Source organism: Chryseobacterium culicis (genome assembly GCF_002979755.1).
GTDB classification, from domain to species: Bacteria; Bacteroidota; Bacteroidia; order Flavobacteriales; family Weeksellaceae; genus Chryseobacterium; species Chryseobacterium culicis_A.
The window spans coordinates 212378-229545 of record NZ_PCPP01000004.1 but is presented as its reverse complement, the minus strand read 5'-3'; the positions used below and the strand labels follow the sequence as shown (position 1 = coordinate 229545).

At 34.2% G+C, this 17168-nt stretch carries 15 protein-coding genes; 11 read left to right on the top strand and 4 right to left on the bottom strand.

Annotated elements, in window-relative coordinates:
- Positions 1–210 precede the first annotated feature (210 nt).
- Positions 211–765, bottom strand: a complete 555-nt coding sequence (cobC, locus tag CQ022_RS19350; RefSeq protein ID WP_105683930.1) for an alpha-ribazole phosphatase family protein — start codon at positions 763–765, stop codon at positions 211–213.
- Entirely contained in the window at positions 750–1532 is a 783-nt protein-coding gene (locus tag CQ022_RS19345) for an adenosylcobinamide-GDP ribazoletransferase (RefSeq protein ID WP_105683929.1), read from the bottom strand. The genes cobC and CQ022_RS19345 overlap by 16 nt, the downstream gene beginning before the upstream one ends.
- Positions 1533–1709: 177 nt before the next feature.
- Here CQ022_RS19345 and CQ022_RS19340 point away from each other — a divergent pair, with 177 nt between their 5' ends.
- Complete coding sequence (locus tag CQ022_RS19340) at positions 1710–2702, top strand: hypothetical protein (protein WP_105683928.1); 993 nt, start codon at positions 1710–1712, stop codon at positions 2700–2702.
- 57 nt (positions 2703–2759) lie between these two features.
- Here CQ022_RS19340 and cobT read toward each other — a convergent pair whose 3' ends face one another.
- Positions 2760–3767 (bottom strand): nicotinate-nucleotide--dimethylbenzimidazole phosphoribosyltransferase, encoded by a 1008-nt coding sequence (gene cobT, locus CQ022_RS19335; RefSeq protein WP_105683927.1) that lies wholly within the window; start codon positions 3765–3767, stop codon positions 2760–2762.
- A 250-nt stretch (positions 3768–4017) separates the two neighbouring features.
- On the opposite strand from cobT, the gene CQ022_RS19330 reads away from it, so the two are divergent.
- From CQ022_RS19330 to CQ022_RS19310, 5 genes are read left to right on the top strand one after another with little or no spacing between them, the layout of a single operon-like run.
- The gene (locus tag CQ022_RS19330; protein ID WP_105683926.1) at positions 4018–4764 is read left to right on the top strand and encodes a DNA polymerase beta superfamily protein; all 747 of its coding nucleotides are present in this window, start codon (positions 4018–4020) and stop codon (positions 4762–4764) included.
- Positions 4765–4812: 48 nt separating this feature from the next.
- On the top strand, positions 4813–5823 hold the full coding sequence (locus tag CQ022_RS19325) for a ComEC/Rec2 family competence protein (protein WP_165791690.1): 1011 nt from the start codon (positions 4813–4815) through the stop codon (positions 5821–5823).
- 2 nt (positions 5824–5825) lie between these two features.
- Positions 5826–8288, top strand: coding sequence for an RNA-directed DNA polymerase (locus tag CQ022_RS19320; protein ID WP_105683924.1), 2463 nt, complete (start codon positions 5826–5828; stop codon positions 8286–8288).
- Complete coding sequence (locus CQ022_RS19315; RefSeq protein ID WP_105683923.1) at positions 8289–9857, top strand: DNA polymerase; 1569 nt, start codon at positions 8289–8291, stop codon at positions 9855–9857.
- Positions 9854–10960, top strand: coding sequence for a DNA polymerase beta superfamily protein (locus CQ022_RS19310; protein WP_105683922.1), 1107 nt, complete (start codon positions 9854–9856; stop codon positions 10958–10960). The genes CQ022_RS19315 and CQ022_RS19310 overlap by 4 nt, the downstream gene beginning before the upstream one ends.
- Positions 10961–11090: 130 nt before the next feature.
- Here CQ022_RS19310 and CQ022_RS19305 read toward each other — a convergent pair whose 3' ends face one another.
- Complete coding sequence (locus tag CQ022_RS19305) at positions 11091–11432, bottom strand: TfoX/Sxy family protein (protein WP_105683921.1); 342 nt, start codon at positions 11430–11432, stop codon at positions 11091–11093.
- Between the two features lie 167 nt (positions 11433–11599).
- On the opposite strand from CQ022_RS19305, the gene CQ022_RS19300 reads away from it, so the two are divergent.
- The 5 genes from CQ022_RS19300 (at position 11600) to CQ022_RS19280 (ending at position 17162) form a co-directional block, all read left to right on the top strand.
- The gene (locus tag CQ022_RS19300; RefSeq protein WP_105684011.1) at positions 11600–12115 is read left to right on the top strand and encodes a DUF2975 domain-containing protein; all 516 of its coding nucleotides are present in this window, start codon (positions 11600–11602) and stop codon (positions 12113–12115) included.
- A gap of 1 nt (position 12116) precedes the next feature.
- Positions 12117–12320 (top strand): helix-turn-helix domain-containing protein, encoded by a 204-nt coding sequence (locus CQ022_RS19295; RefSeq protein WP_002980904.1) that lies wholly within the window; start codon positions 12117–12119, stop codon positions 12318–12320.
- A 187-nt stretch (positions 12321–12507) separates the two neighbouring features.
- Positions 12508–13380: an ABC transporter ATP-binding protein gene (locus CQ022_RS19290; protein WP_105683920.1), complete on the top strand. Its 873-nt coding sequence runs from the start codon at positions 12508–12510 to the stop codon at positions 13378–13380.
- Positions 13381–13382: 2 nt separating this feature from the next.
- The gene (locus CQ022_RS19285) at positions 13383–16601 is read left to right on the top strand and encodes a M1 family aminopeptidase (protein ID WP_105683919.1); all 3219 of its coding nucleotides are present in this window, start codon (positions 13383–13385) and stop codon (positions 16599–16601) included.
- A 120-nt stretch (positions 16602–16721) separates the two neighbouring features.
- Complete coding sequence (locus CQ022_RS19280; protein ID WP_105683918.1) at positions 16722–17162, top strand: MarR family winged helix-turn-helix transcriptional regulator; 441 nt, start codon at positions 16722–16724, stop codon at positions 17160–17162.
- The last annotated feature ends 6 nt before the right edge of the window (positions 17163–17168 follow it).

Below are 17168 nucleotides of genomic sequence, written 5' to 3'. Positions count from 1 at the left end.
AATCAGAATTACCTTATGTATTCTATTACAAGCAGCTTAAGTTTCGGCTAAAGCCGTTTGAAAATTGTAATCTTTATCAAACGGACTAAAGTCCGTTCCTATTGAATATTAACATGATCCAGATTCCTGCAGAATGACAATCTAGAGGGATAAACTATCCTTACAATGGTGTCATTCCGGAGTTTAAAAAACGTTTATACTTTCCCAATGCTATACATTCATCTTTTTAACAGAAAATAGTCCTTCATCCCCATGAATAATCACTTTTTTTCCATAATCAATCTGGATGCTAAACATATTTTCCAGCGGAAACTGAAGCACAGCATGAAGGATCAGACGAATCACTCCGGCATGGGCAATGATGAGTATTTTTTCCGCTTCTTTTTTCTGAATCAGTTCTCTCCAGAAACGGAGAACACGAGCCTGCATTTCAAGGAGATTTTCTCCTCCTGAAGCTTTGACATTAACAAAATCTTGATACCAGGGATTGATTTCTTCTTCCGGAATATCCGTCCATTTTTTCATTTCCCAGTTCCCAAAATTCATTTCCCGAAGTCTTTCATCCGTTTGATAATTGAAATTAAAATAGTCAGCTAAAAGGCAGCAACGCTGGGAAGGACTTGAGATAATTAGATCATAATCATCTTCTATATCCACTGTTTTAAAATCTTCAGGATAATCTTTTCTTAAAGGCATTTCAGCAAAACCATAGCATAGGTTTTCCGGATTTTCTACAGCGGTATGACGAATTAAATGAATTTCCATACGATCATTGTTCCTAAATAAAATAAAACTTCACAAACCTGCTGTACAGATCCCAGGCAGTCTCCCGTATAGCCGCCGATATGTTTTTTAAAATACCAACCCATATAGATTTTCCCTAAATAGGCCAGACCAAAAGCAAAAATCAGCCGCCAGTCCGGAATCAGGACAAAAGCCATTAAAACACTGATGAATCCTATCAGTAAAGCCATTCCGTCTAATGGTTTATTGGCTAAAGGTTTTGATTTGCTGACATCAATATCAGTAACATACTGATGCGTATAAATCATTGTTCCTGAAATAAACCGGCTTACCGTATGAGCCAAAATGATGATCCCTAAAACTTTCAATGGATTCATAGCTCCCAGAGCCTGGATGCTGTAGAATTTCAGAGCAAAAAGCAGGATAATACCAATGGTTCCGTAGGCTCCTACCCGACTGTCTTTCATAATAGTCAGAATTTTTTCTTTCCCATATCCGCCCCCGAAACTGTCGCACATATCTGTAAAACCATCTTCATGAAAAGCTCCGGTCAGCAAAACACTGGCGATCATCATTAAAACGATCCCTATTTCCAGGTTAAAAAGCATTGTAGAAAGATAAAGAATCACGGCATTAATCAGTCCTATTACCAGCCCAATCCACGCGAAATATTTTTGAGATTTGTTCATAATCTCACTGGAATAAGGAATGGTAAACGGTATCGGAATTCTTGTAAAAAACATCATTGCCGTTGCAAAGTAGATCAGTTCATTCTTGAGGACTTTCATCTGTTCGTTTTAATATAAAACTGGATTAATCAATTTCTGTAAAAATAGGAAAGCTTTCAACAATGATAAAGGGATCGATTGAAAAAATACAAAACATGAATCTTATCATTTTAAATTTATCCTTTTATCTCCGGAGTATTTTTAGTTTTGCATCATAATAACCATGAAAAAAATCAAATGAAAAAATCTTATTTCGTTGGATTATGTCTTATATCCATCATAAGCTGCTCAGCTCCCGGCGATGAGCTGGAAACTACAAATGAATCACAAGCCTTACATGCATCCGGCAACAACATGCTGGCAAAAGGAGGTTTCAGAGACAACCCTGATACTCCTACTCCTCCGCCTGCAGGAATCTGGTCCAAATCTTTTTACTTAACGAATCCTATTTACGGTTTCTACAGTGATCTTACTAAAAAACATCTGTACAATACCTCTCCTTTACCATCCGAACTTCCTAAATCCTATCCTGGATTAAGCTATTATTTTCAGGAAAGATTATTAGGATCTGCAGATGGGCCTGGTCCGGTCATCACAAGATGGTTTCACACAGGCAGTAATGATCTTGTATTAACAACAAATCCTAATGAGCTTGTAGGGCAAAGCTACTGGGAGAAAAGAGATCTCGGAACAAGTTATAACGGTGATGAGCCGGGGAGCTTTCCTATTTACAGGTATTTTAATGGTGATAAAAAAACTCACTTTTATACCAGAGATAAGAATGAGCTGGGTGACGGGAAAGACGGCTATGTTTATGAGGGAATTGCTTTCTATTTGAAAGATTCAGAACCTAAAGCGTATCGGGTTCGTGACGGACAGTTTTTCCAGGATAATGCAACAGGAGCTTTGTACATCGTATTTGAAAGTACCCTGAGACGTATTGAATCCTTTTCAGTGATCAATCATCTGTTTGCTGTTCAGGGAAAAGCTTATCTGGTTTCTAAAGTGAATATAGAAGATTACACAGGGGAAAGAGGAGCCGATATCACTTCAGGAACTCAACTGGTAAGAAACAGCAATACCGGAAAACTATATCTGGTAGATGATGGTTTATACAGGTATATTCCAACCATGCAGATATTTAATTCATATAAACTCAATGAAGATGCAATTCAAAATAAACCTGTAAGAATGATGTTTACAGGTAAAGATGTTGCGCATACTTACTAATTGTATTGAATGTAAGATAAAAAGGGGCTTCATTGCCCCCTTTTTTATTTTATAAAACTAAGATGATTTATTCGAAATATGAGCATCTTCAAAGCTTGACATTTCATTCAGGAAATTAACGGCACTTTGAATAATCGGATAAGCCAGTGCACAACCTGTTCCTTCTCCCAGACGCAGATTGAGATTGAGAATAGCTTTTTCTCTCATCAGTCCCAACAGCTGAGGATGGGCATTTTCATTGCTTACATGACAGAAGATACAGTTGTTCAGAATTTCAGGATTCTTTTTCCAGACGGTGGCTACCGCAACAGTGGCTATAAATCCGTCTACCATGATCAGCATATTGTGATGATAAGCTTCTTCTATAGCCCCAATCATTTGTACAATTTCCAATCCGCCGAAGGTTTGAGCAATTTCATCTTCACTCATTTCAGTCGGATATTTTTCAATCGCTTCCGTTAAGATACTGATCTTATTCTGCATCTGATGGTCATTCAGCCCGGTTCCGCGTCCGATACAATTGGTAATCGGAATATCAAACAGTTTGCTCATCATCAAAGAAGAAGCTGATGTATTCCCAATTCCCATCTCACCAAAACCAATAATATTACAGCCTTTTCTGCTGATCTCAGATACTACAGATTTTCCGTTTTCAAGAGCCTGCTGATATTCTTCTAAAGTCATGGCTGGTTCTTTCAGAATATTACGGCTGGATTTTCTGACTTTTTTATCCATCAGATCCAGCCCTTCCGGAAAATCAAAATTGACTCCGGCATCCACAATTTTTATCTTGATACCATTCTGTCTGCAAAAAACATTGATGGCAGCCCCCCCACCCAGGAAATTCATCACCATTTGGTAGGTGACTTCCTGTGGATAAGCACTTACTCCTGCAGTAGCAATCCCGTGATCAGCCGCAAAAACCACCATATGAGGATTCAATAACTGTGGTGAAGTGGTTTTCTGAACCATTCCGATTTTGTGAGCAACGTGTTCCAGATGCCCTAATGCGCCCAGCGGTTTTGTTTTAAAATCAATTTTATGCTGTAATTCTGATGATAACATGGATGTTTGTAGTTATGTTAAATGGAAAAATGCAATATTAGTGAAATAGCGAGGATTTTGTATGGTGTACAATGTAAAAAGTAAAATGTATTAATGATATAAGGGCCAGAAGTTGGAAGCTTGAGGCTGGAAGGTAGACTCTCACCCTCAAACTCTCTCACTTTCTTACCCTCTGACTCTCCAACATAAAAAATTCTACGTAAGAACATTGCGCACCTCATCTTTTACTTTGTATTATAAATCAATAACAATGACACCAAAAATACTTGAAAAAATAAAAGAAGTTGAGGCAAGCCGGGGTGTAAAAGTCCTTCTTGCAGTAGAATCAGGAAGCAGAGCCTGGGGTTTTGCCTCTCCTGACAGTGATTATGATATACGTTTTATATACCGCCATGGAAAGGACTGGTATCTTTCCCCCTGGGACAAGGATGAAACGATAGAATTTATGACAGCAGATGATCTTGACGGCTCCGGATGGGATCTTCGAAAGACCTTCCATCTATTGCTGAAATCGAATGCGGCATTGCTAAGCTGGTTTTATTCTCCTATCGTTTACAAAGCGGACGAAAAGTTTGTAGATCTGTTCAGGCCTCTGGCAGATGCTTGTTTTTCTCCGGTAGCCGTTTCTTACCATTATGTAAGCATGAGCAAAAAATATCTGGAAGCGTGCAGAAGTGATGAAGTAAAATTAAAAAGTTACTTCTATTGCTTACGAACCACATTAACAGGAAAATGGATCATAGAGAAAGGAACAGTTCCGCCTGTACTCTTCAGTGATCTGCTTGTTTTAACCGATGACGAAACCAGACGAAAAATAGAAGATCTTATCGCCTTAAAAGCAACCAAAGGAGAATCCTATTATCATCCGAACGATTGGGAACTATTTGATTTTCTGGAGAAAACAATCGCTGAAAATGAAAAAAAATCGAAAAGTCTGTCAGGAGGAAAGGCTGATAAGGGTGAGATGGAGAGGGTTTTTAGGGAGATATTAACTTAGTAAATTATGTTCTATTTTTTTAAGCTATATTTGAAAAAACTAATAGCAATGCTAATAAAAATTCTCAAAGCAGGAAACGGGGATTCTATTCTTTTACAATTAGATAATACTTTCAATATTCTTATTGATGGAGGAAATAACATAAATGATTACAAACATAATCTTAAGCAAGAGATTCTCGAAATTCAAAAAAGAAAAGAATTTATTGACCTTCTTATTATCACGCATATAGATCAAGATCATATAAAAGGAATAGAGTATTTATTGAAAGATGAAGAAATAAGCAGAGATATAATTAAAAACTTGTGGTTTAACTCATTCTCTTCGACTACTGCAATAAATAATGATATTAGCTTTGATGAAGCACTACGAGTTGAAAGTATAATTAATTCCTTAAATATATCTATTAATAGGCAAATAACATTAGAACAAACACCAAAAATTTCATTATTTGGTATAAACTTTTCTATTCTATCACCATATAGGGAAGACCTTGAGAAGTTAATCGTAAAAAACATTGATATTAGTTCTTCATCAAGTGATTACAAATTATCTCTAAAAGAAATATTAGATAAAAATCCAAGAATTTTTGCTGATAAAATTGAAGATTTAGACACTTCTGTTGAAAACAAGTCTAGTATAGCATTCTTACTAGAATACAAAAGTAAAAAAATTCTTTTTTTAGGAGATGCGGAGTCTACAGTAACACATAAATCATTAGAAAAAATATTAAATGAGAGAGGTTTAGATGAATTAAATATTGATTATTTAAAACTTTCCCATCATGGAAGTCATAAAAGCTTAAGTATGAATTTATTTAACTATATAAAATGTAATAATTTTATAATTAGCACAAATGGTAAAAAAGAAAACTTACCTAATAAACTGACTTTTGCTAAAATTTTAACAAGAATAAATAAGGAAGATACTAAAGATAATTTTTATTTCAATTATTCTTCAGTTTTGAAAGATTTAAATTTTTTAAAAGATGAAAAAGAAAAATTTAAATTTGAATGTTATTCTGAAAATTTTGAACATGGTTATAAAATAGAATTGTAGATATGAAAGGTTTATCTGAGAATCAAGAACAGCTTTTAAAGAGTATTACAATAAAACTCGAAACCAAATATAATGGAATATCAAACACTTCTTCTGGAAGTGGTATCATATATAAAACAAGTCTCAATAGTAATTTTGATTATATTTTAACGGCTTTGCATTGTGTATATGGAGAACGAACAGATACTAATTACAAATATGAAGAGTTAGTCAATGAAGTAAAAATTAGCCGAAAAAATGAGAAGAGCATTTTCGATGAAACGATAATAAAAAGTGATAAAATCATCCCTATTAAATCTATTGATATAGCAATCTTATTAGTTGAAAAAAATAAATTTAATGCTGCTAGAGAAATTGTTCTGGGAGACTCAAATTTTAGAGGAAGCTTAAATTCTTTCGGATATCCAAAATATTCTGATGGAGATCCATACGATTTTGTTCATAATACCAAAACTCACTATAAAGAAGACAAAGAATTTAAAATAGAGTGTCAGAGTTCTTTAAACTCACATGATTCACTAGAAAAACTTTCAGGATATTCAGGCACTGGATTATTAGAACAAAACAAACCCGTTTTAATTGGAATAATTACAAAAATAACTGATGAATATGGTTTAGCTAATGGTTTTATTGCAAAAAAACTAATTCCAGAAAAGTTAAATTCTTATCTTTCAAAATACGAAGTAGAAACTTTAGAGTTCTTCCGATCAACAGAAGATAGTGATTCCATTGGATTAGACGATAATAATAATATTATTGATTATAAAAAAATCAATATTAATGGAATTGAAATTAATTTATGGAGAGCTATAAAACGACTGAAACAAGATTTAAGAGATGATTGGTTTCAGGATCCCTTAGACTTTAAATTTTGGCTTCCTAAAGATTTTATTTTCAAAAGAATAAAAAAATTTTTGAATAATTCTGAAAGAGATTACAAACCTTCAATTCCTGCAAAGCATTATGTAATACCAAAATCAGGGTTTTCAACTCGCCCAAGTATTGAAACTAGTCTAATTGATAGAGTTATTTATCAAGCATATATTGACAAACTTTCTGAACATTTGGATTTTATACTAGATAATAAAATTTACTCTTTCAGGTATAACTCAGGAAAAAATAATAATAAATACATTTTTCATTATTCTATAGAACAATGGATGAAATATGTATATCAAACTAAATTTATTTTAAATGAAGAAAGCCCCTATTTAGTTATTGCAGATATTACCAATTTTTATGAAAACATACACATTGGACTTTTAATAGAAAATATAAAAGAATTAATTCATGACCATTTCAGACAAAATGAAAGTCTTAGTAATGAATTAGAAAAAATTATTAATGCTCTTCAATCATTAATAACAAAATGGAATGAAAAACTAATTAATAAAGAATTTGGAATTCCCCAAAATCGCGATGCTTCCTCATTCTTAGCAAACATTTTTCTAAAAAAAATTGACAATATTATGATTAATACTAATGGTTATTCTTTCTATTATAGATATATGGATGACATTCGTATTGTTTGTAAAACAGAATCCGAAGCCCGAAAGGCTATTTGTGATTTATCTAAAGCTTTAAGGCAAAATGGACTAAATCTAAATTCCTCTAAAACTAAAATATTATGTTTCACCAATCAACAACACAAAGAAAATATTTTAGAACATTTACCAGATTCGTTATTGCAATTAGAACAGATCACAAGTCTTATTAAAACAAAAAGAAAAAGAGAAGTTCAAAAAGCAGTACACATGACTTATACTCTATTTCAAAAAACAATTAGTGATGATAATAATGAGGAATCATTTCTAAAAAAGCGAAAAATAAGTTTCTGTATCAGCAAACTACAACAATTTGCAAGAATACCAGGTTTAAAACAGTCTATAGATTACAGAACCATAATTGATTACACTTTAAACGAATTAACCAAACAGCCTTGGTTAACAGTAAGTTTTATTCAATTATTAAGAGCAATTGATAAATCCTATTTTAAAACAGAGGACTACACAAAAATTAAAGAAATTTTATTAGACCCAAATCAAAATATATACGAAGGACAGACCTACTATTTATGGTTATTCTTAGCATATCACAGATTTAGCAATATATCTCTAATAGACTATGCAGTAAAAACAGTTAGATCACCTAATCAAGACAATCAAGCAGACACTGCTGGAGCCTATTTATATTTAGCATCCATAAAATGGCAAGATTATAAAGATATCATGCTAAAATCTTTAAATCATGGAGATATTGGTAAAAATTATTTTCTACAAAAAAACGTATTAATAGCATTAAGAATGGTATCTCCTGAAAAAATAGAAAATACTCATGTGGCAAAAGATTTAAGAGGGTTTCATGAGAAACTTTATGCCAGAAATAAAGAAGTCTTTGTAGCAGATTTACCCGATCTAAAAATTTCTGACATTATCAAGGATTCTCCAACATTAATTTCACTGTAAATGGAAGTAGCTATACTAAAATATAATAGATATGAAAAAGGTATTTTGAAAACTTATTTCTTTGTCAAAGAAAATGTAAAGGACCCTAGAAAAGAAGGTAATTTAGATTTTCTTCAAATTCAAGGAATAAAAACGATAATTTCCTTTGACTTTTTAAGTTTGATTTCTGATATTAAAGATATTCATCAATATACTTTTATAGATATAGAACAGCAATTAAAGCAAATATTGGGATTACCAAAAGAATATTTTGAGAAAACTAAAAAACATTGGTCTTTTTGGTACCAGCTAAAAAATTATGTAGATGATAGAAAAAAAATTAAAGAATACAGAAAGATATTTGAAAACTTAACTGACAATATTAAAGAGGACGAAGTAGATAAAGCTATGTTTTTGTTAGTAGAATCTATATATAAAATATATGTGAAAAATAAAAGAGACTTACAAAATAATAATGAATTAGAAAGATTTGAAAAAATTGAAAAATCACTAAACACCATACTTTTTGAAAGAACTCAAAAAGGTATTACTATAAATACAGAACTATTAAAAACCTACCTAAAGCAAATTATAATAGATTTATATGAAGTAAGAAATAAATTACAGTTGGAATTTGGCATTTTTTCTTCAAAAGATTACTCCAAAATTAAAGCAAAAATATTAGAGTTAGGATTTAGTAATAATATTGATAAAATTGATAAAATTGGTACAGAAAAATATTACAATTTTCTTAAATACCATCAACAAGAATACGAACTAATAGGTCTTTTATATAAGGAAAGAAGATTAAATGACAGTAAGAGCGTACTTACTAGGATTGGATCATTAGAAGAAAATAGAGTTTATCCTTTTTTTGAATATTTTGGAACTGTTACAAGTAGAATTTTAGTAAAAAATCCATCTTTTCAGCAATTAAAAAGAGAATATAGAAAGATAATTACTCCAGATATAGGAAAAGAATTAATATACATAGATTATTGCCAATTTGAAGCGGGTATTTTAGCAGATATAATGCAAGACGAAGAACTTATAAAAATGTATATTTCTGGAGATATTTATTCAGAAATGGAAAAGTTATTACCGGAATTTACTAGAGATAAATGTAAAAGTCTTTTCTTTTTATATAGCTATGGTGCATCCAAAGATCAGATTCAAAAGAAATACACATCGACAGATTTAGAAGTTTTTTTCGGAAATTTCACAAAATTTCAACCTTTCAGAGAAGAATTAGAAAAAGAGTTTATAGAAAAAAAAATGATCAGTACATTATTAGGCAACCATAGATATATAACTCCTGAAACTGAACTTGAGGAAAACATAAGTTGGTTAGTTAGCCAAAAAATACAAGGAACCGCATCTTTAATTTTAAAAAAATCAATTAAAGAAATATATGATTTAGATAAAGAAATTGAGTTTTTATTACCTATGCATGATGCTATTTTATATCAAGTTCCATCATCAGAGACTGAGCAAAAAAAAAAATTAATCAAAAGAGTTTTCGAAGAAAAACTGAAAGAAGTTTGTCCAAGCTTAGTTCCAAAAATTAGTTTTAAAAATTTTACAGAATGACAATTCAAACTCTCAAATCCCGCAACCTCCTCCTCTTCGAAGCCATTTCCGGAAGCCGTTCTTTTGGGTTGGCAACAGAGAATTCTGATACGGATATCCGTGGGGTTTATTATCTGCCGAAGGAAGATTTCTTTGGCCTGAACTATATTCCGCAGATTTCCAATGAGACGAATGATATTACGTATTATGAAATCGGGAGATTTGTAGAATTGTTGCAGAAAAACAATCCCAATATTCTGGAAATTCTGGCAAGTCCGGAAGATTGTATTCAATATAAACATCCGTTGATGGATCTATTGAAAACCGAAGATTTCCTGTCAAAACTATGTAAAGATACCTTTGCAGGCTATGCTGTTTCGCAGATTAAAAAAGCAAAAGGTCTCAATAAAAAGATTCTAAACCCTATTGATAAAGAGAGAAAATCAATCCTGGATTTCTGTTTTATTCTGGAAGGACAAGGTTCTGTACCTTTGAAAAAATGGCTGCATGAATTCCCCTCCTCTGGAGGGGTGCCCGAAGGACGGGGTGGTTTATCACAAGAGAAATGCGGACTAATAAACATTGACCATACAAAAGGAATGTATTCGTTATTTTATGATGAATCGGGAAAGTTGGGCTATAAAGGTGTTATTCATCATGAAGAAGCGAATCAGGTTTCCGTGTCCTCCATTCCTAAAAATGAAAAACCTGTTGCTTACCTGTTTTGCAACCTTGATGCGTACTCTGTGTACTGCAAAGATTATAGAGAATACTGGAAATGGGTAGCTGAGCGCAATGAAGACCGTTACAATGTCAATCAGACTCACGGACAGAATTATGACAGCAAGAACATGATGCACACCATCCGGTTGCTGCAGTCCTGTGAACAGATTTTTAAAACCAATTCACTGACCATCCGTGTAGAAAACCGTGATGAACTCTTAGACATCAAAGCGGGAAATCAATCGTATGAAGATGTAATGCAAAAGGCAGAAAACCTTATAGAATCTATAGAAAAACATTATTCTACATCCAGTCTTCCTGAATATCCGGATTTAGAAAAAACAACAAAAACACTGATTGAAATACGGAAAAAACTATACGATAAGAATTATAAATTATAAATGATGAGTTATGAATGTGGGATTGTTAAACTCCAACACTCCCACTCTCTTACTCTCAAATTCTCAAATTCTCAAACTCTCAAACTCTCCTATCCTCAAACTCTCCGACTCAAACCCTACAACCCAAAACTCACTTCTTCGAAGCTTTTGCCACCGGGTTATAATCAAGGCAGATTGTGATCCAGTATTCAAAGTCATCTGCTTTTTGAAAACCAATGGGTTCTACATAGCAATATCCATTTAACTGTTTTCCTTTCATGATCATCGGCAGAAAGCCTTTCTTTTCCGAAACTTCATCTTCCAGCTCAGGATCATAACGGCACATCAGATTGTCGTGACTGATGTTGATACACATCTTCCCGTTGACAAGAAAAGACAGTCCGCTGAACATTTTCTTCTCTTCAACCTCAATATTTTTTATTATTGAAAGCCGTTCACGGACCCGGTCGGCCAGTTCAGTACTGTAAGCCATGATTTCAATTTTTTTGTTATTTAAAATTAATCAAAAACAATGATTATCACACTATTCCATTGAGATTTCTGAAAGATCTCAATCTGAAAAAATAAAATTTTATTTAAATTAATTATTGTTTTACGATAATTAATTATACATTTGCAATATCAATTATGCTTCATACCATGAACCAGACTAAACTTATTTCAAAGATTTTATTTTATATCTGCTCCTTACTTTCAGCCGGATATCTGATCACTTTTGTGTATTCTCTATTCTGTCTGAGCAGCGGATTTGCAGTTACGCCCTATAAAAACGGAAAGTTCCTTCATATCAATTATCCATTTACGGAACAACCGTTTCTGAATATCGAAAACAATTATCCTTATATGATCTTTTCCTTTATGTTGGTACTCATCACTTATGGAACCTTTTTCTGTTTATCAGCCAAAGTTTTCAAAGTATTTTTCCAACAGAAGCTGTTTACTCAGGAAAACATCAATCAGCTTAAGCAATTTTACCTGTATAATATTTTCATTCCTCTTCCACTGGTTATTATCGCGAGTTTCTTTGTGGAAGTAGAAAGTATGATATGGGGACTGGTGTTTATTCACTTTATGCTTGGAATTTTCTGTCTGTTTCTTGCGAATATCTTTAAGCAAGGACTACATTTGCAAAACGAACAAGACCTATTTATTTAAAATGCCAATTATAGTCAACTTAGATGTGATGCTTGCCAAAAGAAAAATGCAGAGTAAAGAATTGGCAGAAAAACTGGGTATCACGCCCGTAAACCTCTCTATCTTAAAAACCGGAAAAGCCAAAGGTGTCCGATTTGATACCCTTGAAGCCATCTGTAAAATCCTGGAATGCCAGCCGGGAGATATTCTCGAATTTAAAGAGTAGACTTTCTGAGTTTGAGAGCTGTAGGGTAAGAGAGTTTGAGCATGGTATCTGAAACTTCTAACTTCTAACTTCTAACTTCTAACTTCTAGCTTCTAGCCTCCTGCTTCTAGCTTCCAGCCACTAATTTCTAACTTCTAAAATCGCTGCCGAAAGGCCGCCTGTCCTTCTATTCCCCAAACACAACGTTATGAATACACTATCCATTAACAACCTCAGCCTTACCTATAAAAATGGTTTTCAGGCTATTAAAAACATTTCACTGGACATCCAAAACGGAATGTTCGGACTGTTGGGTCCGAACGGAGCCGGAAAATCTTCTTTGATGAAAACCATTGTCGGACTTCAGAAACCAACCTCCGGAACCCTGCTTTTCAATGAAGTGGACATTATTAAAAATCCGGATTATATCAAACAGAATCTTGGATTTCTCCCACAGGATTTCGGGGTATACCCGAAAGTGTCTGCCTATGATCTGTTGGAACATATCGCCCTATTGAAAGGCATTACTGATAAAAACAAACGTAAAAATCAAATTCTGAGTCTTCTTGAAAAGGTCAACCTTTCTGATTTTGCTAAAAAAGAAGTCCATACTTTTTCAGGTGGGATGAAACAGCGTTTCGGGGTGGCTCAGGCCTTATTAGGAGATCCGAAAATCATCATTGTAGATGAGCCCACGGCAGGATTGGATCCGGAAGAGCGCAACCGTTTCAATACACTGCTCAATGATATCAGCCAGGATGTAATCGTTATTCTGTCCACACATCTCGTTGAAGATGTCAGAAACCTCTGTTCGGAAATGGCAGTGATGAATCATGGCCAAATCCTCAGACAAGGAAATCCCGGAAAACTGATTGCAGAACTGGAAAACAAGATCTGGTCAAAACCTATTGATAAAGATGAACTGGAAACTTACCATTCCAGCTATGAAATCATCAGCAGACAGCTTTTGGAAAGAGAGCTTCACATCACGGTATTCTCTGAAGAATATCCGAAAGACTTCAGTTCCGTAACGCCTTTATTGGAACACGTTTATTTCCACACCCTCACCCAAAAACCTTAATCATGAACACTATATTTTTATTCGAAGCCAGACGCAGTACCAAGCACTGGCCCACCTATCTTGTGGCCTTACTTTTGGTGGGTCTTGGTATGTTCTGCGGCAGTCAGTTCAATCTTTCAGTAGGAGATGGAATTTACTTAAACTCACCGTATACCATTGGTTTTATGACGGGAATGCTGAGTCTTGCCGTTATTTTTTTCGCCACCGTTTATGCATTACAATTGCTTTTTAAAGATCAGGATTCAAAATTTGACAGTATTCTGTTTTCGTTTCCTTTTTCAAAATTCTCTTATCTGAAAGGAAAATTCTGCACCTATTTTCTACAGACGTTTTTAAGTTTTTCTTTCTTAATGACAGGGTTTCTCATCGGACAAATCATGCGTACCGGAAGCGAAATGCAGGAAGGTATGAGCATCATTTACTACATGTACCCTGTATTAATTTTTGGCTTTATCAATAGCCTGTTTGTCTGTAGTTTTCTGTTTCTCATTTCTTCTGTGATAAAAAGAAAATTGCTGGTAGTAGTGGGTGGTCTGCTTTTGTATGTGTTTTATATGATTATTTTGTTGTTTTCCAATTCACCATTTATGGCGGGAAGCCTTCCTCAATCATTGGAAACACAACAATTTTCAGCTTTGATAGATCCGTTTGGATTGTCATCTTACTTCATGCAGGCTCGTGGCCTTACGGCTCATCAGAAAAATATGCAGATTGTTCCTTTCACTGGATATCTCTTGTTCAACAGACTTTTATTTTTCGTCGTATCAGCTGGGCTTCTCTTCGTTTCATACAGACTATTTTCTTTCTCCAATACTTCCGAACGAAAAGTAAAAACACAGGGAAACACTCATCTCTTATCTGAAACAAATACCTCCGAATATTCCATTTTGTCCCCAAGTTTCAATGGGCAGAGCTCATTTCGATCTGTGATCTCTTTTACGAAAACAGATCTCACCTATCTGTTCAAAAGTATTGCTGTTCCTGCTGTTTCTATTATTCTGCTATTTTCTGTTGGAATGGAGATGTATGCAGAAATTGAAAAGGGAATTCGTCTTCCTCAGAAATATGCCGGTTCGGGACTTATGGCAACAACCATCTCAGAAAATTTCCATCTGACAGGTCTCCTTATTTCAGCCTATTTTCTAAACGATATGTACTGGAGAAGCTCATCTTCAGGATTTTTTCTGATTGAAAGCAGTACTTATTTTTCAAAAAACAGGATGACCGGACATTTTATTTCAATCACCCTTTTATTGTTTTTCTTTACCGGAATTCTAATTATTCAGGGAATAATCTTTCAGGCCGCTTATCAGTATTTTCATATAGACTGGAAGGCTTATCTGGGTGTTTTCCTTTTCAATACTTTCCCACTGATTCTCTTTTCCGGGTTTATCCTTTTGATTAATGACAGGATTCCCAATAAATTCATTGCACTGGGGATTTCCATTCTCTCAGTTTTTGTATTGTCAGGGCCGGTTTCCGGAAAGTTGATCTCCTACCCGCTTTTCAGAATATTTTCTGATTTTAAAGGGACTTACAGTGATTTTAACGGGTATGGAATCTATGAACAGGCTTTTGCACAAAGACTTCTGTTTGGAGCTGGAATCATCAGTATTTTATGGATACTCAACAGCATTATAAAAATTAAGAAAGCGCCTGTACTTGTATCTGGTTTCAGTATCATTCTGTTAATATCAGGGATCTTTTCCGGAGTATTGTTTATGAAAGGTTATATTCCAAAAAATGAAGATCAGGCTATTCTAAGTTCCGCAGCATATGAAAAAAACTATCGGAAATATGAACATCTTCCACAGCCTGATATTTCTGATATTACCACAGAAATCAAACTCTTCCCTTCTGAAAATGCTTATCAGATCATAGGAAAATATATTCTTAAAAATCAAACCAATCAGCCTATCAGTAAGGTTCTGATCAATTTCAATGAGGATTTACAAATTGAATCTGCTGCCATGACCTCAGGAAGTGAAACAACCAAGATCCATAGGAACATCACGGAAGTTTCATTAAAACAGCCTCTTCTGCCTGGTAAAACAGCTTCACTTGATTTTACACTGTCTTACCAATGGTTTGCCGTAAATGGCCATCAGTCTTTTAATGCCATTATTGAAGACGGATCTTTTATGAGAATCAGCAGATATTATCCTGTGATTGGCTACCAAAAAGATTATGAAATTCAGGATGAAAAACAGCGTAGTACATTCAAACTGGGAAAGCTCACTGAATTGAAGAAACCGGAAGCCCCTGAAGTGGCAAAAAAAGATTTTATCAACCTCACTATGATTGTTTCTACAGAACAGGGACAGACAGCGATAGGAACAGGAGATCTTGTTAAAAAATGGTCAAAATCCGGACGTAATTATTTTGAATATCAAGCAGATCAGATTCCATTCCGGTTTGCAGTTTCTTCAGCAGATTATAAAATTAAGAGCTTTAATTATAAAGGAATTACCGTTAATATTTTTTACCATCAGAAGCATGCTGAAAATGTAAATCATCTTCTTGAAAATGCCAAGCTTACCCTGGATTACTGTCAGCAGAATTTTGGAAAGTATCCTTTTAAAACCATCAATTTTGCAGAAATTTCTTCTTTTACGCGTGGTTTTGCGGCTACAGCTTACCCATCTGCGGTCTTTATGCCGGAAGACATGGTTTTTCATGCTAATATTCATGCAGACAAAAAGCAGGATGTCATCAATGAACTGGCCGGGCATGAGCTTTCACATCTCTGGTGGGGAAACAGTCAGATAAATCCTGATGACAGAGAAGGTTCTGTGATGCTCACTGAAACACTGGCGATGTACACAGAAATGATGCTCTACAAAAAAATGCATGGCAAAGAAAAAATGAGGGAAAGAATTGAAGTACACCAACAAATCTATGACAATGAAAAAGGTTTATCTGAAAATGTCCCGATCTATAAAGCTACCGGAGATGCTCCACATATTTCGTATTCCAAAGGTGCTGTGGCCATGGTAGAATTAAGCAATCTAATAGGTGAAGGCAAAGTAAACAGGGCATTGAAAAATTTCCTTACCCACAATCAGTATCCCAAGAAACCTACTTCATTAGATCTGATCAATGAGTTTTACAATGTTGCCCCGGATGTCAGAAAAGAGATCGACAGATTATTCAAAACCGTAGAAAATATAAATTTTAATTCAGGTTCTACAAGCACCTCAGCAAAAGCAAATATCAAATAATCAGGCTGCATTTTTAATGTATTTTTGAAAATATTTTTCAGGAGTTGTAACAAAGTAAAATGATGATTTACTAATTAGTTGATATATCAATAATTGATACATCATTTTAAATCTGAAAGTATGGAAAAATTAAATTCAATTATATTCTACAACATAGACAAAGCAATCAGAGCCTACAGAAACTATGCTCAGCGCCAGCTGAAAGCCCATGGTTTTACCATTACGATTGATCAGTGGCTGATCATCAAAGCCATTCTGGAAAACCCGGGAATTACCCAGAATGAGATTGGTGATCTTGTTTTCAAGGACAATGCTTCTGTGACAAGAATTATTGATTTAATGGTAAAATCCGAATATATCACAAGATATGTTCATCCTGAAGACCGAAGAAAAACCCATCTGGAAGTGACAGATTCGGGGGTAAAAGTAATCAAAGAGGTTCAGAATATTGTAGAGAAGAACCGTACCACTGCTTTAAAGGGAATCAGCGAAAAAGAAATGGAAGTGATGTATTCAGCTTTACTGAAAATTTCAGAAAACTGTCTCACCCCTAAAAAGTAAAACGCT

Bases quoted from the DNA above. Each gene is read 5' to 3' on its own strand.
- CQ022_RS19280 (WP_105683918.1), top strand. From the start codon at position 16,722: ATGGAAAAATTAAATTCAATTATATTCTACAACATAGACAAAGCAATC.
- CQ022_RS19320 (WP_105683924.1), top strand. From the start codon at position 5,826: ATGAAAGGTTTATCTGAGAATCAAGAACAGCTTTTAAAGAGTATTACA.
- CQ022_RS19300 (WP_105684011.1), top strand. From the start codon at position 11,600: ATGAACCAGACTAAACTTATTTCAAAGATTTTATTTTATATCTGCTCC.
- CQ022_RS19340 (WP_105683928.1), top strand. From the start codon at position 1,710: ATGAAAAAATCTTATTTCGTTGGATTATGTCTTATATCCATCATAAGC.
- CQ022_RS19305 (WP_105683921.1), bottom strand. From the start codon at position 11,432: ATGGCTTACAGTACTGAACTGGCCGACCGGGTCCGTGAACGGCTTTCA.
- CQ022_RS19290 (WP_105683920.1), top strand. From the start codon at position 12,508: ATGAATACACTATCCATTAACAACCTCAGCCTTACCTATAAAAATGGT.
- CQ022_RS19285 (WP_105683919.1), top strand. From the start codon at position 13,383: ATGAACACTATATTTTTATTCGAAGCCAGACGCAGTACCAAGCACTGG.
- CQ022_RS19295 (WP_002980904.1), top strand. From the start codon at position 12,117: ATGCCAATTATAGTCAACTTAGATGTGATGCTTGCCAAAAGAAAAATG.
- cobT (WP_105683927.1), bottom strand. From the start codon at position 3,767: ATGTTATCATCAGAATTACAGCATAAAATTGATTTTAAAACAAAACCG.
- CQ022_RS19325 (WP_165791690.1), top strand. From the start codon at position 4,813: ATGCTAATAAAAATTCTCAAAGCAGGAAACGGGGATTCTATTCTTTTA.
- CQ022_RS19345 (WP_105683929.1), bottom strand. From the start codon at position 1,532: ATGAAAGTCCTCAAGAATGAACTGATCTACTTTGCAACGGCAATGATG.
- CQ022_RS19315 (WP_105683923.1), top strand. From the start codon at position 8,289: ATGGAAGTAGCTATACTAAAATATAATAGATATGAAAAAGGTATTTTG.
- cobC (WP_105683930.1), bottom strand. From the start codon at position 765: ATGGAAATTCATTTAATTCGTCATACCGCTGTAGAAAATCCGGAAAAC.
- CQ022_RS19310 (WP_105683922.1), top strand. From the start codon at position 9,854: ATGACAATTCAAACTCTCAAATCCCGCAACCTCCTCCTCTTCGAAGCC.
- CQ022_RS19330 (WP_105683926.1), top strand. From the start codon at position 4,018: ATGACACCAAAAATACTTGAAAAAATAAAAGAAGTTGAGGCAAGCCGG.